The 23409-nt window shown below is 43.5% G+C and carries 13 protein-coding genes; 9 read left to right on the top strand and 4 right to left on the bottom strand.

From position 1 onward, the window contains the following. Window positions 1-198: 198 nt before the first annotated feature. From DDZ16_RS18595 to DDZ16_RS18565, 8 genes are all read left to right on the top strand, one after another. Window positions 199-921 carry a copper homeostasis protein CutC gene (locus tag DDZ16_RS18595; protein ID WP_232526817.1) on the top strand — a complete coding sequence of 241 codons (723 nt, stop codon included), beginning with the start codon at window positions 199-201 and terminating at the stop codon, window positions 919-921. 21 nt (window positions 922-942) lie between these two features. After that, the gene (locus DDZ16_RS18590) at window positions 943-3096 is read left to right on the top strand and encodes a glycoside hydrolase family 3 N-terminal domain-containing protein (RefSeq protein WP_109265989.1); all 2154 of its coding nucleotides are present in this window, start codon (window positions 943-945) and stop codon (window positions 3094-3096) included. A 39-nt stretch (window positions 3097-3135) separates the two neighbouring features. After that, the gene (locus tag DDZ16_RS18585) at window positions 3136-5466 is read left to right on the top strand and encodes a GH92 family glycosyl hydrolase (protein WP_109265988.1); all 2331 of its coding nucleotides are present in this window, start codon (window positions 3136-3138) and stop codon (window positions 5464-5466) included. A gap of 130 nt (window positions 5467-5596) precedes the next feature. Then, window positions 5597-7816, top strand: a complete 2220-nt coding sequence (locus DDZ16_RS18580; protein WP_109265987.1) for a GH92 family glycosyl hydrolase — start codon at window positions 5597-5599, stop codon at window positions 7814-7816. A 267-nt stretch (window positions 7817-8083) separates the two neighbouring features. Next, a complete protein-coding gene (locus tag DDZ16_RS18575; RefSeq protein ID WP_109265986.1) occupies window positions 8084-10618 on the top strand; it encodes a beta-mannosidase in 2535 nt (844 codons plus the stop codon). A gap of 204 nt (window positions 10619-10822) precedes the next feature. After that, on the top strand, window positions 10823-13126 hold the full coding sequence (locus tag DDZ16_RS18570; protein ID WP_232526816.1) for a GH92 family glycosyl hydrolase: 2304 nt from the start codon (window positions 10823-10825) through the stop codon (window positions 13124-13126). A 232-nt stretch (window positions 13127-13358) separates the two neighbouring features. Beyond that, the gene (locus DDZ16_RS20790; protein WP_158275707.1) at window positions 13359-13568 is read left to right on the top strand and encodes a hypothetical protein; all 210 of its coding nucleotides are present in this window, start codon (window positions 13359-13361) and stop codon (window positions 13566-13568) included. A gap of 158 nt (window positions 13569-13726) precedes the next feature. Further along, the gene (locus DDZ16_RS18565; RefSeq protein WP_109265985.1) at window positions 13727-14965 is read left to right on the top strand and encodes a pyridoxal phosphate-dependent decarboxylase family protein; all 1239 of its coding nucleotides are present in this window, start codon (window positions 13727-13729) and stop codon (window positions 14963-14965) included. A 522-nt stretch (window positions 14966-15487) separates the two neighbouring features. On the opposite strand, the gene DDZ16_RS18555 is transcribed toward DDZ16_RS18565, so the two are convergent. The 3 genes from DDZ16_RS18555 to DDZ16_RS18545 all read right to left on the bottom strand — a co-directional run bounded on the left by DDZ16_RS18555 (window position 15488) and on the right by DDZ16_RS18545 (window position 19662). After that, window positions 15488-16267: an N-acetyltransferase gene (locus DDZ16_RS18555; RefSeq protein ID WP_109265983.1), complete on the bottom strand. Its 780-nt coding sequence runs from the start codon at window positions 16265-16267 to the stop codon at window positions 15488-15490. Window positions 16268-16337: 70 nt separating this feature from the next. After that, on the bottom strand, window positions 16338-17195 hold the full coding sequence (locus DDZ16_RS18550; protein ID WP_109265982.1) for an AraC family transcriptional regulator: 858 nt from the start codon (window positions 17193-17195) through the stop codon (window positions 16338-16340). A gap of 364 nt (window positions 17196-17559) precedes the next feature. Then, window positions 17560-19662, bottom strand: coding sequence for a helix-turn-helix domain-containing protein (locus DDZ16_RS18545; RefSeq protein WP_109265981.1), 2103 nt, complete (start codon window positions 19660-19662; stop codon window positions 17560-17562). A gap of 321 nt (window positions 19663-19983) precedes the next feature. On the opposite strand from DDZ16_RS18545, the gene DDZ16_RS18540 reads away from it, so the two are divergent. Further along, a complete protein-coding gene (locus DDZ16_RS18540; RefSeq protein ID WP_158275706.1) occupies window positions 19984-21696 on the top strand; it encodes an acyltransferase family protein in 1713 nt (570 codons plus the stop codon). Between the two features lie 387 nt (window positions 21697-22083). Here DDZ16_RS18540 and DDZ16_RS18530 read toward each other — a convergent pair whose 3' ends face one another. Continuing rightward, window positions 22084-23205, bottom strand: coding sequence for a glycoside hydrolase family 10 protein (locus tag DDZ16_RS18530; RefSeq protein ID WP_109265978.1), 1122 nt, complete (start codon window positions 23203-23205; stop codon window positions 22084-22086). Window positions 23206-23409 lie beyond the last annotated feature (204 nt).

Below are 23409 nucleotides of genomic sequence, written 5' to 3'. Positions count from 1 at the left end.
CTTTCCTTTTACCCTAATTTTTTTCAAATTTAATGACTTAAAAAAGTCTATCAGAACTAAAAACGACAAAAATTTAACAAAATCCTGAATTATTCGATAATTTAATCATTTAAGGTGATTAAAGACTACAATGCTTTAGACAAAATTCAATTCAAAAGAAGCGGTCCGGAACAATATCAGGAAAAGAAAAAAGAAGCAATGAAAAAAATATCACTCGAAATATGTGTTTTTTCAATCGAGGCCGCCATTAAAGCTGATAAAGCTGGAGCAAACAGAATTGAATTATGCAGCAACCCGGGAGATGGAGGAACCACTCCCCACCATGCGCTCATCAAGGCAGCTTGCGAAAAAACAGCACTCGATGTTTTCCCGATCATTCGTCCTTCAGGTGGTGGTTTCTCTTACAGCAACGATGAATTTAATATGATCAAAGAAGACATCCTTTTTTGTAAGGAAGCAGGTTGTCAAGGCATTGCAACAGGAATTCTTCATCCGGATAACACTGTTGATGTGGATAGAATGCAAGAGATTGTTCTATTGGCAGCCCCAATGGATGTAACTTTTATCAGAGCTTTTGACCTTACTCCCGATCCGGAAGAAGCATTGCAAGATTTGATTACCGCAGGCTGTAAAAGAGTCCTAACCTCAGGCCAGGCGCAAAAGGCTGAGGAAGCATTGCCCCTGATCAAAAAGTTAACCACCCTGGCTAAGGGCAAAATCTCAATCATGCCAGGGTCCGGGGTGCGCCCCAATAATATTCAAAAAATCATTGAAAACACCGGCGTTGTGGAAATTCACTCCTCCGCAAGGATTTTCAAGCCCAACATATTTAAAAAAGTTGATGAACTGGGGTTTGGACAACCCGTCACCTGTAATGAAGAGCAAATTGCAGAAATGCGAAAAATATTGGATACTTTTTAACAACACAAATAACCGGTAACTATGAAGACATTTACAGCTATTGTTTCAGTATTGATGCTTCTCTTTTCCTCCGGAAACTTCAAAATTGCAGCTCAGAATTTTCGAAATCCGGATCTGGATCCGCAAACGCGAGCGCTTGCATTGTTGGAGGAACTCACTCTGGAAGAAAAAATATCGTTATTGGGTTATGACAGCCCTGCCATTGAGCGACTTCAGGTCCCTGCTTACAATTGGTGGAATGAGGCACTCCATGGTGTGGCAAGAGCGGGAGAAGCCACTGTTTTTCCGCAGGCCATTGCTCTGGCAGCCACTTTTGACACTGCGCTGGTTCATCAGGTTGCTGATGCCATTTCTACCGAGGCCAGGAGCAAATACAACCTAAACAGAGCCAAGGGATTTCATAATCAATACATGGGAATTAGTTTCTGGACCCCCAACATCAATATTTTCAGAGATCCACGCTGGGGCCGGGGCCAGGAAACATATGGCGAAGACCCATTTCTCACTGCCGTTACCGGAAAAGCTTTTGTCCAGGGTCTTCAGGGCAATGATCCTCATCACCTCAAAACCGCTGCCGGCGCCAAACACTTTGCTGTTCACAGCGGACCTGAAGCAGACCGTCATCACTTTAATGCCATTGTAGATGAGAAAGATTTGAGAGAAACTTATCTCCCTGCTTTCAAAACTCTTGTGGATAATGGTGTGGAGACAATAATGTGTGCCTACAACCGGGTTAACGGGGAGCCATGCTGTACCGGTAAAACGTTGCTTCAAAATATTCTGCGTGACGAATGGGGTTTTAATGGGCAGGTAGTTACAGATTGCTGGGCCCTGGATGATATTTGGCGGCGCCACAAAACCATCCCTACGAGAGTGGAGGTAGCTGCGGCTGCAGTCAAAACCGGTGTCAATCTCGATTGTTCCAACATCCTTCAGGACGATGTAAAAAAAGCCATTGATCAGAATTTGCTAACGCGGGAACAACTTGACAGTGCTTTGCTTCCAACGTTACGTACACAGATAAAACTGGGATTTTACGATAATCCGGACGAATCTCCCTATTCAACTTATGGAGCAGACAGCGTTAACAATGCATACCACGTGGAGCTTTCACGAACAGCCGCGGAGAAAAGTATGGTATTGCTAAAAAACAACGGGATACTGCCTCTAAGTCAGGAAAAAACCTCATCCGTTATGGTTGTTGGCGAAAACGCTGCATCCATAAGTGTGCTCACCGGAAACTACCATGGCATGTCGGGCAAAATGGTCACTTTTGCTGAAGGACTTGTTGAAGCAGGCGGACCGGGGACATCTGTTCAGTACGACATGGGATGTAGCTATGCCGATACAACCAGTTTTGGAGGAATATGGGCTGCCGGTTTTACAGATGTTACTGTTGCTGTCCTGGGCCTTAATCCATTGCTTGAGGGAGAACAGGGAGATGCTTTTCTTTCTAAACACGGAGGTGACAAAAAAGATTTAAGCATGCCACGATCACATGAGATCTACATGCAAAAACTGCGCGAAAGTCATGACCATCCAATCATAGCAGTTGTAACGGGCGGAAGTGCCATTGATGTTTCAGCTATTGAACCCTTTGCCGATGCCATTATTTTTGGCTGGTATCCGGGACAGCAAGGCGGAACAGCATTGGCCAACCTCATATTTGGAAACACATCGCCTTCGGGAAGACTGCCGCTGACTTTCTACAAAAGCGTGGATGACCTTCCACCTTACGATGATTACAGCATGCAAAACAGAACCTACAGATATTTTGACGGTGATGTTCTGTACCCCTTTGGATATGGACTGAGTTATTCAACGTTTGAATATAACTGGAGTAGTAAACCAGCCTCCCAGGTATCTAAAGAGGATCTGCTGTCCATTGACCTGGAAATCGAAAACACCGGTGATTTTGACGCTGAAGAAGTGGTGCAGGTTTACATCACTTACCCCAAAGAAGAGCGAATGCCTCTTAAAGAATTGAAAGGTTTCAGCAGGGTAACTATTAATGCCGGAGAAACAGAAAAAACTACCATTCAAATACCTGTATCAGAGTTAAAAAAATGGGATACAGATAAGAATGACTGGAAATTATTTAAAGGCAATTACTCCATTCTGGTTTCTCAAAATGCTGAGACCCCCATTTTAAAGCACAGTTTTACAATCAAATAAAGACAAGTTTTCATAAATTTCATACAAAAACATCCGACCATGTTTAAGCTTTCAAACTTCGCAGACAAAAAGAGAAAAGCCGGTTTAGGATTCTCCCTGATGGTGAGGTGGGCCCTTCCTGCCCTTTTCCTGCTCTCGGCTTGTGCCGGACCACAAAACTCATCAGCCCCTGCAGATGAAGATTACACAAAATATGTAGATCCATACATTGGGACAGATTACCACGGACATGTTTTCCTTGGTGCCAATGTTCCATTTGGTGCCGTTCAGCCCGGTCCCACGAACTACATCAAAGGCTGGGACTGGTGTTCAGGCTATCATTATTCCGACAGCATAATGACAGGTTTCTCGCAGCTCCACCTTAGCGGAACCGGAATTGGAGACCTTGGCGATGTACTGATCACTCCTTACACCGGAGAACTGTTTTTCACCCCCGGAAACATTAAGGAACCGTTGAGTGGTTATGCCTCCATGTACTCCCACGACCGGGAGGCGGCTGAACCCGGTTTTTACGAAGTGGATTTACTGGATTATGACATCAACGTAAAACTAACAGCTTCCGAAAGGGTTAGCTTTCATCAATACACTTTCCCGGAGAATGAAAATTCACGAATTGCCATTAACCTTGAATTGGGCATTGGATGGGACAGTCCGGTAAATACCAAACTGATTCAACTCAATGATACAACCCTGGCCGGATTCAGACATTCAAAAGGATGGGCCGAAGATCAGGAATTGTATTATGCCATTGTTGTTTCAAAACCCGTTGAGAAACTTGAATTGCATGCCAATGACAAAGAGATTTCCGGAACTGAAGCAGAAGGGCGCGATGTTGCAGGCGTACTGACTTACAACACAAAAAACGGGGAAACCATTAACCTGAAAGTGGGTATTTCTCCCGTAAGCCACGAAGCAGCATTAAAAAACATCGAAAGTGAAATTCCTCACTGGAACTTTGCTCAGGTACAGTCTGAAGCCAAAGAAAAATGGAACAAAGAGCTTTCGAAAATTAAGATTGAGGATTCAGACGAATCTGTAAAACGGACCTTCTACACCTCAATGTATCATTCTTTCATTGCTCCCATTCTTTTCAATGATCACGATGGCACTTATCGCGGTACCGACAAAAAAATTTACAAAAACCCCGGGTTTGACAATTACTCAGTGTTTTCCCTCTGGGATACCTACCGGGCCAATCACCCGTTGTTTACCATTGTTCAGCCAGAGAAGGTTAACGATATGATAAATTCCATGTTGGCCATATATGAGCATCAGGGGAAACTGCCTGTTTGGCACCTGATGGGTAACGAAACCAACTGCATGGTAGGTTATAGCGCCGTTCCTGTGGTTGCTGATGCCTTTTTTAAAGGATTTAACGGGTTTGATGAGAAACTGGCATTTGAATCTGTTGTGGCTACGTCCATGAATGATGAATTTGGCCTTGACTACATCAAAGAGAGAGGTTACATTCCAGCAGACAAAGAAAAAGAGTCGGTCTCCAAAGCATTGGAATATGCTATTTCTGACTGGGCCATTGCAAGGTTTGCAGAGAAAATGGGGGACACAGAAAAGGCAGAATATTACCAGAAGCGTTCCAAAGCTTATGAGAAGTACTTCGATCCGGAAACCCGGTTTATGCGTCCCATCATGAGCGATGGCAACTTCCGCGAACCATTCAATCCTTTTAAATCGGTTCACGAAGTGGGTGATTTCACCGAAGGCAACTCATGGCAATACACCTGGCTGGTTCCCCATGATGTAAATGGTCTCATCGAATTGATGGGTGGCGAAGATGCTTTTGAAGCAAAATTTGACAGCTTCTTTGTGGCCACCGGTGATATGGGCGAAAAAGCGTCCGCAGATATAACAGGACTCATTGGTCAATATGCTCAAGGGAATGAGCCTAGTCACCATGCAGCTTACATGTATGCTTACGTGGGTAGTCAATGGAAAACCGCTGAAAAGATCCGCTACATTATGGAGGAATTTTATACCGATCAGCCTGACGGATTGATTGGCAACGAAGATTGTGGTCAGATGTCTGCCTGGTACATTCTCTCCTCCATGGGCTTTTATCCGGTCAATCCATCCAGCTCTGTCTTTGTTTTAGGATCTCCTGAACTTGACAAAGCCACCATTGATTTACCCGAGGGCAAAACATTTACAATGGTAGCTCATAACAACAGTTCAGAGAACATCTATATCCAGTCAGCCCAACTTAATGGCAATCCATTGGAGCGCACATATATCACTTATGATGAAATTATGAGCGGTGGCAAACTGGAGTTTGAGATGGGAGCCACTCCCAATAAAGAATTCGGAACTGCACCAGAAGCCAGACCAATTGAAAGGCTTCCGGAAACACGCTAAAGATTAAGCCCTCACCCACAAAACACTGATTAATTTCTAGGGTTTAGAATTAATATATAGGACAACAATCAAAAATGAGAAAAGGCATCCTTTTGAGAATGCCTTTTCTCTATTTTCAATTAAAAAGAACATGAGGTATTCCGGTCTTTTACTGCCCACCCTGCTTATACTTTTGTTTACAGTTAATAGCTGTAGCCAAAAGACTGATTCTGAAGAAAGATTAACGAGATTTGTCAACCCGTTTATGGGAACCGACGGACCAGGTAATACTTATCCGGGGGCGACCGTTCCTTTTGGTATGGTTCAGTTAAGTCCTGATATCGGATATTCAGGATGGGACCGGATTGCCGGTTATTTCTGGCCGGATAGTATTATTACAGGTTTCAGCCATTTACACCTTACAGGCACAGGGGCCGGAGACTTATACGATATTTTACTCACCCCTGTAAACAGCAGAGCTACCAAAACAACTCCCGAAAACGGGAATCGTCCCTACTCCCTGTTCTCCCATAACAATGAACATGCAGAACCCGGTTATTACCAGGTCTTTCTCCAGGATTATGGCATTAATGCTGAGCTTTCGGCCACTAAACGTACCGGAATCCATCAATACACTTTTCCTGAGGATGAAAACTCAGGCTTCATCATTGATCTGGGCTATGCACTCAACTGGGACAGTCCGGTTATTACAAGCATCACCATCGAAGACAACCAAACCATTTCCGGATACCGGTTTTCTTCAGGCTGGGCACCCGATCAAAGGGTATGGTTTGTTGCAAAGTTCTCCAAACCATTTGATACAGCCACTCTTTTCAATGATGAGAAAAAAGTGGTTGGAGACAGCGTTAAAGCTCAACACACAAAAGTGGATCTGCGTTTCAAAACTTCTGAAAACGAAAAAGTAGTGGTCAAACTTGGGATATCGAGTGCCGCAAAAGAAGGCGCCCGGCTTGCCATCAAACAAGAAGCTCCAAAATGGTGTTTTGAAGACCTCCGTAAATCGGCTTCCAACCAATGGGAAAAAGAGTTGAATAAAATCAAAGTGGAATCGGACAACCAAACCTGGAAAGAAACTTTTTACACCGGTCTTTATCAGTCCATGCTCGCCCCCACCCTTTACAGCGATGCAACCGGCCATTACAAAGGTGCCGACGGAAAAATCCACAAAGCTGAAGGCTACGACAAATACGACACATTCTCTTTATGGGACACCTTCAGGGCTGCTCATCCGCTTTACACAATCATGCATCCCGACAGGGTTCCTGACATGATCCAGTCGATGCTGAGCCATTACCGGGAAACAGGACTTTTACCTGTGTGGTCGATGCAGGGCAATGAAACCAATATGATGATTGGGTACCATGCCGTTCCGGTTATTGTAGATGCCTATTTTAAAGGCATTGGAGGATTTGATGCAGAAGAAGCATATGAGGCATGTTTGTCCAATGCCATGTCGGATGGTCATGGCATCAAAGAATACCGGGAACTGGGATATGTACCACTTTCTGAAGATCACGAAAACTGGTCAGTTTCCAAAACTCTGGAATATGCTTATGACGACTGGTGCATTGCCATGTTCGCTAAAGCCCTTGGTAAAGACAAGGATTACGATTATTTCATGAAGCGGGCCAATAACTGGAAAAACCACTTCGATCCTCAAACCGGTTTTATGCGGCCCAAAAAAGCCTCGGGAGCATTCATTGATCATTTTGTACCACGTGAATACACACAGGATTTCTGCGAAAGCAATGGCTGGCATTATTTCTGGTTCGTACCACAAGATATTGAAGGTTTGCGCGAAAAACTGGGCGATGAACGATTCAGTCAAAGACTCGACAGCATGTTTACCTTCTCTCCCGGACCTGATGCCGACCTTCCGATCTTTAGCACCGGTATGATAGGCCAGTATGCTCATGGCAACGAACCCAGCCATCACGTTGCTTACCTGTATAATTACACCGGGGAGTCGTGGAAAACCCAGAAGAGAGTTCGTCAAATCCTTACCAATATGTATAAGCCGGTTCCCAATGGCCATTGTGGAAATGAAGATTGCGGACAAATGTCATCCTGGTTTGTTTTCAGCTCAATGGGATTTTATCCTGTCAATCCTGCCGATGGTAAATATCACATTGGCTCACCACTTTGGAAAAAAGCTACCATACAAGTGGAAGACAATAAAACCTTTACAGTTGAAGCTCCCAACGTGAGTACAGAAAACATGTATATCCAATCGGTAAAATTGAATGGAGAAAAACTGGAACGCCCATGGATTACCCATGAGGAGCTATCAAACGGCGGAACTTTGAAGTTTGAGATGAGTGAAATACCGAATGAGCAGCTTTGGCGATAAGATGAAAGGTGGAAGGGTACTCATTCACTCAATCCTTCATTCACTCATTTACATGGGCATGGAGTGAGTTAGTGGTCGGTAATCAGTATTCAGTATAGAGAAAAGGCCAACGGCCTGAAAGCAAATAGCCCGGGATGAAGCTCCGGGATTTGAAGGTGCGTTAGAATGAGAGCTCTGAATGGGCGAAAGAATAACCATTTGAGAACATCTGAATATATTAAAGACCTTTTCCATAACCAATTAATCAAACATCTAACGACATAAAAAATGATACGAAACTTATTTATCATACCGGTAATGATGGCAATGGCACTAAGCAGCTGCGGGTCATCACAAGAGGAATTGGTTACTCAAAAAGAAATTCATACCAACTGGAAATTTAAACAGGCCGATCTTCAGGAATGGCACAAAGCAACAGTTCCGGGGTGTGTGCACACAGATCTGATGGACAATGAAGTAATTGAAGATCCGTTTTACCGGGGAAATGAAGACTCTGTGCAGTGGATCAGTGAAAAGGACTGGATTTACCGGACAACCTTTGAGGTGACGGCCAAAGAAAAGGCTCATCAAGCTATAGAATTGGTCTTTAAGGGATTGGATACGCATGCCACTGTAAAGCTGAATGACAAAGAAATCCTTAAGGGGCACAATATGTTCCGTACCTTCACGGTTGATGTAACGAACATGTTAAAGGAGGGTGGAAATGATTTGGAAATCTACTTCCGGTCCCCCGAAGATTACAACGATGAACAAGCCGCAAAACTTCCATATACGCTGCCTGAAGATGAACGTATTCACTCCCGGAAAGCACCCTACCAGTTTGGATGGGACTGGGGACCGCGCCTCATCACCTCAGGCATATGGAAACCGGTTTACCTGAAAATGTGGCATCACGCTCGCATCAACAACACCTTTATTCGTACCCTCAGCATTGATGATGACAAAGCCCTTTTGAAAGCCGACGTCAATGTTGAAGCGGTTGCTCCAACACAGGGAACCGTAACAATTTCCAGTCCTGATGGCAAATTCACCAGCGCATCACAAACCCTGTCTTTTAAAAATGGTAACAATAAAGTCACTCTCGACTTTGAGATTCCACAACCAAAGCTTTGGTGGAGCAACGGACTGGGTGAACCTCACCTTTACAACGTTGACATTAAACTCAGCACCTCTGAAGGAAAAGAAGTTCGAAATGAACGAATTGGTGTCCGTACGATCGAACTGATTCAAAAGGACGATGAAGTCGGCCGCTCATTTGAATTTCACCTTAACGGCGAGCCGGTATTTGCCAAAGGCGCCAATTTCATTCCACTTGAGAGTTTTCCGTCGCGACTAACCCGTGCCGATTACGAGGGTGCTATCCGCGATGCCGTAAAAGCCAATTACAACATGCTGCGTGTATGGGGAGGTGGAATTTATGAAGACGATGTCTTTTATGATTTGTGTGATGAAAACGGCATCCTGGTCTGGCAGGATTTCATGTTCGCCTGTGCCATGTATCCGGGCGATGAAGCCTTCCTCAAAAGCGTAGAGAAAGAAGTTGAAGACAATGTGGTGCGTCTCAGAAACCATGCCTCCCTGGCAATCTGGTGTGGCAACAATGAGGTACGCAACGGTTGGTTCGACTGGGGCTGGCAAAAGCGACTCGGCTACTCAAGAGAGGACAGTCTGGAAGTATGGAAAAATTACCAAACCATTTTTCATGAGATAATTCCTGCCGTATTAGATAACCAGGATCCATCAAGAGATTACTGGCCCTCCTCCCCGTCTTATGGCTGGGGACATGAAGAATCCCTGACCACAGGCGATAACCATTACTGGGGTGTTTGGTGGGGCATGGAGCCTTTCAGCATGTATCGCAAGAAGGTCAGCCGTTTTATGAGTGAATTCGGCTTTCAGGCATTTCCTCCATGGGAGACCATTAAATCATTTTCCCTGCCGGAAGACAGAAGTTTATGGTCGGACGTGATGCAGGTGCACCAAAAACACCCCACAGGAAACAAAACCATTAAAACCTATATGGACCGATGGTATCCGGAGCCAAAAGATTTTGAATCGTTTGTATATGTGAGTCAGATTTTACAGGCTGAAGGTATGATGGATGGCATCGCTGCCCATCGTCGGGCTAAGCCTTACAACATGGGCACCCTGTACTGGCAGTTCAACGACTGCTGGCCGGTGGTCTCATGGTCGAGCCGCGATTATTATGGCAACTGGAAAGCCCTGCATTATTATGCACGTAAAGTTTACGGTCAGATATTTGTTTCGCCATTTGAAGAAAATGGCCGGGTAAAAGTAACATTGGTATCGGATGAGCTGAAGTCTGTTTCAGGGACCTTAAAATTGTCACTTTACGACTTTGATGGCAACCTCATCAATCAAAACGACCATAAGATTGAACTACCAGCCAATTCGAGCAGGGAAGTGATCAATGTGGCGAAAAATGAATTCCTGAAGGGAGCCACTCCTGCCAAATCTGTTTTGAAAGCAGAGTTGGAGCAGGATGGCGAGATACTGGCAAGCAATTATTTGTACTTTGCATTGCCCAAAGACTTAAAATTGCCAAATGCCAACATCAATGGTTCTGTTGAGAAAACCGAAAAAGGCTATGCCGTAACTGTTTTTTCTGAGGCAGTGGCCCGTAATGTTCAGCTTCAGATTCCGGAAACAGAAGGTTGGTGGACAGATAATTTCTTTGAGTTGATTCCGGGAGAAGAGAAAACCGTTGTTTTTGAAACCGAAGAGGAAATAACAGACTTTGAAGAAAAACTAAACATCCGCTCTTTGGTGGATGCTTTTTAAATTTTTCAGGCTTTGCCCGAAAAGGATTTATAACCACAGAGGACACTGAGAGACACAGAGATTATTGTGAAAATCCTCTTTTGCGATTCTCTGTGTCCTCTGTGGTTAAATAATACATCCGGTAAAGCCGGATAAAAACCAAAACTCTGCGTCATCGCGTCTTTGCGTTTTACAAAACAAAAACCTTTTAAACAAATAATCAGGATGAACACCAGAACAAACAATCCGAAAAAAGCCAATAATCACGCCATCGCCCGGTATCTTGCATCGGGAATGGTGATGCTGGCTTTAATCCTGTCGCCCGCCAAAGCACAGGATCCTGCTTCATTCGTCAATCCTTTCATTGGCACATCTAATTTCGGAGCCACATTCCCGGGCCCCATAGTCCCCTGGGGTATGGTATCAGTAGTGCCCTACAACGTAACGCCACATGAAGGCAATGAATATTCCAACACCGACAGCTGGTGTTCCAATCCCTACGTGTATAACAACTCACTAATGACGGGCTTTTCGCATGTTAATCTGAGTGGTGTGGGATGTCCCGACTTAGGTAGCATCATACTTATGCCAACTACCGGAGAACTTGAGGTTGATTTCAATAAGTACGGTACGCCACTTAGTGAGGAAGTCGCCAGGCCCGGTTATTATTCCGCTTTTCTGGACCGTTATGCCATCAAAGCAGAGGCTACGGCCACCACGCGAACCGGTCTGAGTCGTTACACCTTTCCGGAAGGACAATCCAATATTCTGCTCAACCTGGGACATGGACTCACCAACGAGTCGGGAGCTTTTATGAAGATGGTTTCAGACAGTGAAGTGGAAGGTTACAAGCTGATGGGTACCTTTTGTTACAATCCGGATGCAGTAGTACCGGTTTACTTTGTTGTAAAGTTCAGCAAACCTGCAAAAAAGCATGGTTACTGGAAAAAGCAGCCCCGTCTTCCGGGAGCCCGTCATCAATGGTCATCTACCAGCGGAAAATTTAAGATTTATGAAAAATACTTCCGCGAATTGGCCGGAGAGCAGATTGGCGGCTGGTTTACGTTTGACACAGAAAAAGGAGAAACCATTCAAGCCAAAGTTGGTATTTCGTACGTAAGCATCGAAAATGCCCGGGAAAACCTCAATGCAGAACAGTCCGGATTTGATTTTGAAGGCACCGCACAAAAAGCCAGAGACAGCTGGAATAAGCAACTCTCAAAAATTGAAGTGGAAGGTGGCACCAAGGCCGACAAAACCAAGTTCTACACGGCTCTTTATCATTTACTCATCCACCCCAATATCCTGCAGGATGTAAATGGTGAATATCCGGCCATGGAATCTTCAGAAATACTAAAAGCGGAAAAAGGCAATCGTCACACGGTCTTTTCACTTTGGGATACCTACCGGAATGTGCATCCGTTTCTGACCTTGGTATACCCCAAACAACAGACTGACATGCTCCGGTCGATGGTAGAAATGTATAAGGAAAGCGGCTGGCTTCCCAAGTGGGAACTTTACAGCCGGGAGACACATGTAATGAACGGCGATCCGGCATTGATAGTTTTGGCCGATTCCTACCTGAGAGGTCTCAAAGATTTTGACATTGAAACGGCTTACGAAGGCATGATGAAGTCGGCCACTTCGCCAGGAAGTGTCAACTTTTTGCGCCCCGATAATGACTTCTACATGGAAAACCACTACATCCCTTTCCGCGACAGTTTTGACAACTCGGTATCGCAGGCATTGGAATTCTATGTGGCGGATTACAGTCTGGCTCAACTTGCCAAAGCCATGGGCAAAAAAGACGACTACAAAATGCTTTACGAACGCTCATTGGGGTACAAAAAGTATTTTGATCCTGAGTACGATTTGCTGAGACCTGTTGAAGAGGATGGTTCTTTCATGCCCGGTTTTGATCCCATGCAGGGCGAGAACTTCGAACCTGTGCATGGTTTCCATGAAGGCAATTCATGGCAGTACTCTTTCTCTGTGCCACACGATGTAAAGGGACTTACCAAACTGATGGGGGGCAAAAAGCGATTTGTTCAGCAACTGGAAAAAACATTTCGCGACTCGTTGTACGATATGGGTAACGAGCCTGACATGGGCTACCCTTACCTTTTCAACTATGTAAAAGGCGAAGAGTGGCGGAGCCAGCGAACCGTGCGCGATTGTGTGGACCGTTACTTCCATACCGGTCCCGGCGGACTGCCAGGCAATGACGATACAGGAACTATGAGTGCCTGGCTTATGTACAGTATGATGGGCTTCTATCCCATTACCCCGGGCGATCCGATGTATACACTCAGCTCTCCGGTATTCGACAAAGTGACCATACATCTCGATGATGAATATTTTGCCAACGACCGCATTGTAATTGAAACAGAAAACAATTCAGCCGATAACATCTACATCCAAAAGACGGAAATGGGCGGCAAACCTTTACGGAAGTTCTTTATCTCGCATGAAGAGCTTATTCGTGAAGGAGGACTGAAGTTTTATCTGGGTGATGAGCCGGCTAAATAGAGGTTAGAGGTTAGAGATTAGAGGTTAGAAGATAGAGGCTAGAAGCCAGAAGATAGAGATTAGAAGTTAGAGAATAGAACTTTAGAGACGCATGCCCCCAATGAATGCGGGTCGTGCGTCTTTTTTTTTAAACCAACATAGATCCATAGGATCGAAATGTTACGGACTATTCTTCCTATCTGCCCTTTCAGGGCGAAATCCTCCTCAATTCTCCCTAACCCATGGCGTTGCCATGGGCTATATTAAACCGGGCCTTCAGCCCGTAAAGTTTCTTTCGCCCCTTCCAGGCTCCCTTTCTATCTCGGTTCTTATTCCCGGGACTTCACCCAGGGCTGTCGCTTTCAACCTTTTGGCCTTGCACCCCATGCTCAATGCCACATCCCCATTCACCTTCTCACCATTCTACCATTCCACCCTCCTTACCTCATCAGATATTAGATAGATAGATATTAGATAGATAGACAACAGATCCATCTTTTGCCCCTATGACCCATTTCACCATTCCACCCTCTCACCATTCTACCATCCCACCCTCCTCACCCTATTATTTATCAATGTTTTTAACCTGGCAATCCCTTACATTTGCATAAAAAAGGACACATGCAATACTGGAAAAAACTCACCAAAAGCGAGATCAAACAAAGAGTTGATGCAGCGTTAAGTCAGAATGTTGACTATCATGAGCGAACCATATTAGGCATTCCGGCCTCTCATCTGGATGAAAATGTGTTCAATATGGATACCGGATATCTTAACAATGCTCCGTTTTTGAAGGCCATGATTGATAATCCAAACCACATTGGGTGCCATACCATGGGCGAATCGGAACCCTTTTTTGCAGGAACCCAGAAATTAGAGGAAGAGCTAATCAGCATTGTGGCTGAAGACATTCTCAAATGTCCGCATGGCGAATATGACGGTTATGTAGCCTCGGGAGGAACCGAAGCCAATATCCAGGCCATCTGGATTTACCGCAATCAGTTTAAGAAACTCTTTGACGCCAAATATGATGAGATGTGCATCCTTTGCACGGAAGATTCCCATTATTCAATGCCCAAAGCCGGTAATGTACTGAATCTGGATGTAAAATATGTCCCCGTAGCCGACGACACCCGTGAAATCATCCCGGATGCTCTCGATCAGGTAATTGAAGCTGCCAAAATAGAAGGTAAGAAGTATTTCATTGTGGTTGCCAATATGATGACCACCATGTTTGGATCGGTTGATTCAGTCAATACCTATACTGACGCCCTGACGGATGCCAATGTTAAGTTTAAAGTACACCTTGACGGTGCATATGGCGGCTTTGTTTATCCTTTCAGCACCGACAACGACGAAATGACTTTTCAAAACCCGATGGTGAGTTCCGTAACGCTGGACGCCCATAAAATGGTTCAGGCCCCCTTTGGAACAGGCATTTTCATTGCCCGAAAAGGATTAATCGACAATGTATTTACCGATGAAGCCCAATACGTAAGCGGTCTTGATGCCACACTGATAGGTAGCCGCTCAGGAGCCAATGCCATTGCCGTGTGGATGATTCTTCAAACTTACGGTCCGCATGACTGGTTCGAAAAAATCCATATCCTTAATTACCGTACCACCTGGCTATGCAACCAGCTTAAGGAAATGAAAGTGGACTTCTATCGACACCCCAGTTCAAATATAGTAGCCATACGAGGCAAACATATCAAGCCCGAATTGGCCAGGAAGTTTGGTCTGGTTCCCGATTCCCACAACAAAAAACCCAACTGGTATAAGATTGTGCTGATGGAGCATGTTCATATTGACCATCTGATGCCCTTTGTAGATGAGTTAAAGGAGAGTTTGTGGATATAAAAAAACAATAACCGGGATGAGTTCAGTTTCCCGGCGACTCAAAAGGTGCATTACGGCCCCGGGTTGTGTTTTCGGACGGTTTTTTTTCTGCCCCGCACACATTTTAAGACAATTTCTATGATCAAAAATGTGCTCGCACGGAGGGGAATGTGATTTCTACCGTAAATTTGGTGTTCCCGCGGATGTGCAATACTTTTTGACGGCAGATTTGATACTCCCCCCAGATTCGCGGGATTTTTTTATCGCAGATTTGGTCCTCGCACCGGTGCGAGGGCTTTTTTTACGGCCGGAAATCCCCTCACATGGATGCGTTAAGGTTTTCAACCGCAGGATTTTTATTCCCACAGATGCGGGAAAGAATTCTACCGTATTTATTGAGGGATTTCAACTGCCCTTTCAGGGCTCTCATTCAATCTCGCTGCCTAATCCCGGGGCATTACTATTGAGTAAATGAAACCGACACTATATTACCTTTCTACCCTTCCACCATCCCACCTTTCCACATGCTCTATCCTCTATCCTCTAAGCCAGTTTAATTGCTTTACTCATAACTTTATCAAAACGGGAGTCCATACAAGCACTGATATCAGTGGTAATAAATTTTCCGTTGTAAAACAGACTGAAAATGGTTGCAGGTGACGGACAAGACCGGGCTTGCTCCATCGATTCCAACTTAACAATTCTTAAAGGCAGGTTTCTTTTGTCAACGGCTTCTTTCAGAGAATTTTTTACATGGTACTCCGAAAAAGGACATCGGTTTGAATAATAAACCACCAATCCGTCTTTACTCTCCGGGACACCACTCAAGGCTGATTCATTAAACTTCGGATCATCAGCTTCGGGCTCCAACTTAAGGGTTAGCAGACTAAAGCCTGATGACAGTTTTTGTGTTTCTTCAAATCCCTGCCTGAGTAACCATTTAGGATCACTCATAAAATGAAATTTTTTGGTGCCCGTAACTGTCACCAAACCCACTTTACCCTGTTTTTTAGCATCTTCAACAGCCAAACGCAACAACTCTTTACCATATCCGTTCCCTTTATATTTGCCGGAAACCCAAAAACAGTTGATCAACAAATATCCGGGAGCATCCACCGGAACCCACCCTTTTTCGGCCGGTCCATATTCAATAAAAACTTTTGCCCGGGCATCAATTCTCCGAAAAACATACCCGTTTTCAAATTCCTTCTTCAGCCAGTCTTTTTTCAGCTCGTAGCTTTCTTTGCACTTTTTATCAGAAAAAGCACAACATATATGCTCCTTATCAATATTTTCGGGAGACAGACTCAGTATTTCTTCCATAATTCTTGTATTATAGGTTAGGATTCATATAATATTTTCATAAAGACCCAATTATCAACAGTTGCCTTTGTCACTGAACGGGTAAATAAACCTCAGTAATTAAATCAGAAGGTTCTACTTCATCAGGATTGTTTAAATACTTTTCAAAGGGCATACCATGCCGTAATTCAGCATTTGTCCGGGGCAACCAATGGAAATAAACAGCCTGATATAAAGCATTCAAACCAGAGTACGGTCCTTTAAGTGTGAATACAGCGTATTTTCCACCATCAATCCTTTGCAAACCGAACTCTCCCTCAGGGTCTACTGGGGTGTCAACAGAAATACAAGCATAAAACCGGCACTTTTCAGAAGCTGTAATATTAGGATCATCGAAGCTTAAGCCGATAAATTCGCTATCTGCTTTAAGCAAGTTTTTTAATGACGCATATTTTAGCAATTTACTCCAGGCCTTATCATAATCAGAAGATGAACCATATTTAGATATGATACGAATATATAAAAGGTCCCTATCCTGTAACTCCATGTATTCAGGATTTAATTCCGGAATATCATAATTGGGTTGTTGAAAATGAGACGAAAAGTAAGTCTCCGTATTTCTGAAAGCGGATGGATTGATTCCGAAATGCTTTCTGAAAGCTTTTGACAATGAAAATTCACTTCTATATCCTGTCTTTTCGGCAATTTCTGAAAGCGTATTACCGCTTAACTGAAGCTTACCAGCCGCATATTCGAGCTTCAAACGCGAAATATATGAACCGATGGACTCTCCAACGAATGCTTTGAAAATTCGATGAAAATGGAATTCGGAAATATTAGCAATCCCGGCTAATGTTTTTAAATCAACGGGCTCATCCAAATGTTGGTTTATATAGTCAACAACCCGATTGACCGATTTGTGATATTCATTTTTGGTAAGCTCCTTCATGCCTTCAATCTGTTGGATGGAGAGATAGAAATCTCCATTTTAATCATCAATTTGTCTTCTAATCAAAGATATAATTTAATAACCATGCCGAGCTTATCCATTCTTGCTATTTTTAATGGCCATTTATACGGATAACCGGGCTGAAGGATGAATTAAATCCAATGGCAACGCTTTAGGGTAAATTTGAGGAATGGTTTTGGGCGGGCTGAAGGCCCAATTGAGATCAGTCCTCTGACCCTTCATCCATCCCACCTTTTCTCTTTGCCCCATGCTCCTCGCTCCTTGCAGCTCAACTGATAAACTATAGAGTATGTTAAACCTCCACACCCCTTCACCTTTTCACCCTTCACCCCTTTCACCATATTCACAACACCCCTTCCTCCATCAATTCCATTTTCATTTTCTCATGTTGTTCGTAGAAGGTCTTTTCAACCTGTCTGAAAAACTTCTTAAACTCATGTGTTTTTTTCAAGTTTTCAGCCAGTGGGTCTTTATCAAAAAAGAGGATGGTCCAAAGATGAAAATGATCCTCTTTGGCAAATAACCGGAAATGCCTCAAGGCTTCCTCCACATTATTTTGATAAGAATAATACAAAGCCAGATTGGCATGTTTGTAAACCGATTGATCTTTCTCAGCATATTTTCTGAAAGCATCCAGATATTCCTGTGCCTTTTCTTCCTGTCCCATTTCCGCATACACATAACCTATGCGACCATTTTCTGCCGGATAAATATCCATTTTCAAGGCAGTCTTCAAGGCATTGTATTTTTTGTAATAGTGGTAGGCAGTTTCAAAATCCTTCTGATAATAATAGATTTTTGCAACCTCCTGAAGGACATCTACCCGGTTGGTATCCTTTTGTAACGTTTCCTGAAGGAGGTCACGCGTCTGATTCAAATTCCGGTTTTGCGCATACAAAATATAGGCCCGAGTATATTCTGAATAAAGATTATCCGGTTTGTAATCCAGTGATTTATTGATAAACTTCACCGCCTCCCCCACAAAACCGTTTTGAATAAAGGCATTACTGATGTGCAGATAATTAAAACTTGCGACGGTGGAATCATAATCTGATAAATCCAACTCCAAACCGCGCAGGGCGTATTCAAGATATTTTTGGGTATTTGGCAAATAGTTCACATACAAATTAATGAGAAACATAATGGCCAGATCATTATTGGGACTGTATTCAAGGGCTTTTTCAAAATAAGGCTCTGCCAAAACATACTCCCCGGTCTCCATGTAATACAACCCTTTAGAGATAAGACTTTGTGGCAGGTGGGGATCAAAAAACATGGCCCTGTCTGAGTAGAAACTGATGGAATCAGAAAATTGTTTTTCGGCCTGATTCTGATCAAGAAAATAGAAAGCAATACCGGTTGCAGCGTAGGCCCGGGCAAATTCCACATCAACGGCAATGGCCTTTCTAAAGCATTCAACCGATTGTTGTATGTTATTCCGATCCCCCGTTTCCAATAAATGCCGCCCTTTCAAAAACCAGTCATACGCCACCAGGTCATCCGTCGGCCGCTTTTCCATCCTTGCGGCCTCGGCAGGAGTTACGATGACTTCAATCTCATCGGCAATACTTTTGGCCACATCATTTTGAAGTTCGAAAATATGATTGGCATCGCGCTTATATTGACGGCTTAGCAAATGTTTATCGCTGCGGGCATCAATCAGCTGAATGTTCAGTAGCAATTGGTTGCCAGATTTTTGTCCGCTTCCCTCCACACAGTACTGCACATCCAGTTCTTCAGCAATTTCAGTTATTGATTTATTCTGATGACGATATTTCTCCGTTGAGGTACGGCTAATAACTCTCAGGTCTTCCACTTTCTGAAGATTATTCAGGATGGCATCCATCAGTCCGTTAATGATATAAACATTAGTGGAGTCGTTGCTGTCATTCTTAAAAGGCAAAACCGCTATGGATTTCTCGTTGGGGAGGTTTTCATCGCCCTCATGAATCAGGGAATAATATATAGAAACTCCTAAAAGCATCACACCCAAAATGGAGGCAAGAATAACGGAGGCACCTCTGGTCAGAAAACGGCTCTTATCTTTAACTTCAGGCGCCACAAAATCGGTATCATCGGGAAGAGGGCCCTTTTCCTCTTCCTTAGACCATCTTTTAACAGCCTCACCAGGAGGATATCCGTAATATTCGCGAAAACACTTGATGAAATACGAGAGACTACTAAACCCCGTGCGATAAGATGTTTCGGAAGTTGTAAGAGAAGTCTCCCTCAGCAACTCCATGGCCTGTTTTAGTCTTACCTGGCGGATAAACTGACTTACCGACAAACCCGAAAGCTTCTTTACCTTTCTCAGTAAATTGGACCGACTCATACCCGTTTTTCCGGCCAGTTGGGCAACACCAAACTGTTCATTGGAAATATTGTCTTCGATAATCTCTGTTATTTTTTGAAGAAAATCCTGACCGGTATTACGATATTCGGGCATTGCAAAGTTTGTTTGTCTGAAAAGCTGGTTTTTTTCAAATGTACGAATAAATCGTTTTGGAACTAATAAACAGTCACTTTCTACATAGTTTGCGTCATAATTAATAGGGATGCGTCATAATTCACATGCCCGCATAAAACCTGATATCCTTTTCTTTTTTTGTGATTACACCTGCATCACGGTTTAACGGACCTTTACATCGTTGATAAAACTTAAAGCGATGAAACGAGCATGGAACTCTGGCTTTTCAAATCTGCCACCAAAGGGTAGATTTTTATGGCGAGTTCTGCAAAGCAAATAACCAACAAAAAATGTAATCTTATGAAACGAATTCTTTTCCTGGACAATTTCAGAACTTTTCTGATTTTTTTGGTAGTCCTGTTACACGCAGGTCTGGTTTACGAGGCCGTTCTTGAAAACAGCTGGATTGTAGTAGATCCAGTAAAGAACAATTCTATTGGTTTGATACGTCTGTATCTCGACCTCTTTATAATGTTCAGCATCTTTTTTGTTGCCGGCTACTTCATGCCTTTTTCTTTAAAACGCAAAACCCGGGGCCAGGTGTTTAGATCAAAATTCAAACGCATTATGTTACCATGGCTCCTGGCTGTATCCACCCTGATACCTGCCTATAAGGCCATCTTTCTTTACTCACGAGGGTTGCCTCAGGAAGAGTGGTTTACCTACTTTCATTTCTTTGAAAGAGCCGGCAGTGATTTGACCATTTTCTCAAACAACCCCACACAAAACTGGTTGTGGTTTCTACCCGTTTTGTTTTCCTTCCAGGTGATTTACCTGTTGGCTTCAAGGCTTAAAAAATATACTCTTCGGATATCATTAAAGACAGGGGTTATTTTAACACTGGTTTTGGGAACCACTTATGGAATGGTCATCTCCATGAATGGCTGGACAGGTTGGACACACACGGCCCTTTTCGATTTCCAAAACGAAAGACTGGGGATTTATTTTCTCTCATTTCTATTGGGGACACTTTGTGCAAAACTTAAGGTGTTTGACCGCCCATGGAGTAAAAAATACTACATCCTGTCCAATGTGGCACTTACAATTGCAATAGGCATTTATACTGTAGTTGCACTCAATCTGTTCTTCAATCTGATAGATCCCGCGAGAAATTATTATTTCATTTCACCCGTTGCAGACCGGTTGGTGTATCATACCACTGCCTTATTGTCAATGTTGAGTATACTGCACGTAATGCTTTTTACTTTCCGCAGATATTTCAACAAAACCAATCCGTTAATAAATGAACTGAACCGCAATTCCTACAACGTGTACATCATCCATATGATAGTGATGGGAATTGTGGCACTGATGTTAATACAAGTTCCGGTTCCGGCAATGGTTAAGTTTTTTATACTGGCGATTACCACCTTTGCTTTATCTAATCTGGTACTTTATGCCTGGAAAACAACCCTTCAAAAAAAGGTAAATGTGAAGACGGCCTCCACAGTTATTTTAGTGACAGTACTGTTTGGCTTTGCCTTCAGTAGCAATCGCACTGTAAAAGCCGATAAAATGCCACCCTCGCCGGTCAATGCACAAGCCGAACAGTCCGAAATCAGCTTGCACGCCGCCGTCATTAAAGATGATACGAACACTGTAATTGAGTACATCAAGTCGGGTTCCGACCTTAACATCGCAGAAGCATCCGGAGGTTCAAGTCCACTTATTACAGCTGCTTTGTTTGGACGGACTGAAATTGCAAACTTATTAATCAATGCAGGCGCTGATATTAATTTTACTAACAATGACGGATCGACCGCACTTCACACTGCAGCCTTCTTTTGTCGTGCCGATATTGTAGAATTGTTGCTAGAAAACGGTGTTGACCAATCAATAGCAAACAATGCCGGCTCCACAGCTCAACAATCGGTTGAGGCACCCTTTGAAGCCGTAAAAGGGATCTATCAATACTTTCAGAACACTCTGGGCCCGTTAGGCCTGGACCTGAACATGGAAAGAATACGAAAAACACGCCCGGTTATTGCTAAAACGCTTTCTCAACACAATTAAAAACAAATATCATGAAACGTAAAAACAAAAGCTCGTGGGTCATTGGTGGCACAACCATGGTTGGCCTTGGCATAGGATTTATTTTCCTGCAAAAGTCAGTCTTAATATTCATGGCCTCACTGATTATTGGTATTGGGCTAGTGTGACAATTACTAAATTCATTTACTAATTTCAGGCGCTTTCTCAGCTTGGTCCGGTACCCCAGGGTGTTACCCCGGGCTGAATTCATCTGCCCTTTCGCAATGGCTCCGCAACGTCTGAATTTGACTTATTTTTAAAAACTTCCAGCTGATTGAAATATCAGACAAAAATTTCTCTGTTCAATATAAAAAAAGGCTGTCCGAACCACCAGACAGCCTTTAACCTAACCTAACTATGAAAAATCATCTAATCATTATTCACTTCTGAATAGTCTTCATATATGGCATCAGAAAAAACCTTCCAATGTTTATCGGTCATTCTTCCGGGGGTAAATAAACAAACACCTGCTGCCCCATTAGTCATTGAAGCTTTGATGGCCTCTTCCAACTGATCAGGTGTAAGGCCATGATTTTCAGGATCGGGTTCATCGCTCTTTTTGGATGGATCGGGACAAATAAACAAACCGCTATAAAGCTCTCCCTTGCCCCCTATGGCATCCACCCCTTCTTTGGTCACTTCTCCAACCCATGCAGGGTCTTCGAGGTAGAAATCATTGTAATTCATAGGATAAAATGCATCCAGATTCCATTTATCCCACTCCTGACGCACTATTTTCTTTGCAACAGAATTGGGGCCTGGAAATACCGCTGCAGAGATCTCTTTTCCTTCCTTATGAACTGCATCCGACAACCTGTTTACGATACTGGTGATCAAATCATATCTGAACTGTTTCCATTCCTCAACCTGGGAAGGATCTTCCTCTTCACGGATATTAATGCCTGTTTCTTCCTTGAAATCGGCCACACATGAATCGCAATAGCAGTAATCAAACTCAGGATACTCACGATCCATCACCAGACCGTATTTATCCCACAAACCACGGGCCAGAATCACATCCGGAAAGCGGATATAATCGAGATGTACTCCGTCAATGTCTTTAACCTTTGCGACGCTCACATAAAGATCTTCCAAAAAGTTGTAAACTCCTTCGCGGTTGGGGCACAAAAAGGTATAATAAGGTACATAGGCCGGATCGGTAAGAGCAGATTTTCCTTCCCCGTTGACAGCGTACCAGGATGAATCCAGCTTTTCGGAATATCCCTGAACCATGGTAGGAATCCAGGCATGAAATTCCAATCCGGCTTCATGGGCAAGTTTGCCCACCCGGTCGTAAGTTGCAGGATCATGACCTCCGTTGTACATCAGGGCATCAATGCCTTTTTGTTTCAAGTCGGCAAAATGATCAGCTATTTCCTGATCGGTAGCTTCACCGGGCCCACCCATCCAGGCGTGAACCGGAACCTTTTCTTTGGGTGCACTACAGGCCGCCAGAAAAAGTACTAAAAGGTAAAGAATTGTTTTTTGCATAGCTGCTTTTTGTTAAATGCAGATTATAGATTATTAGATGTTTAGATCTAAGATTTTAGATATTCTGTATTTCATTAATATTAAGAATCTCCAGATTATATTGTTTGACCGTCAAGGAGGCTGTCGGAAAAGTCCACATTTGACGTCATTCTGAGCTTGTCGAAGAATCTGTTCGTTTGATAAACAGATGTTTCGACTACGCTC

It is taken from the genome of Marinilabilia rubra (assembly GCF_003121985.1).
Taxonomy (GTDB): domain Bacteria; phylum Bacteroidota; class Bacteroidia; order Bacteroidales; family Marinilabiliaceae; genus Marinilabilia; species Marinilabilia rubra.
This window is presented reverse-complemented; position numbering and strand designations above follow the sequence as displayed.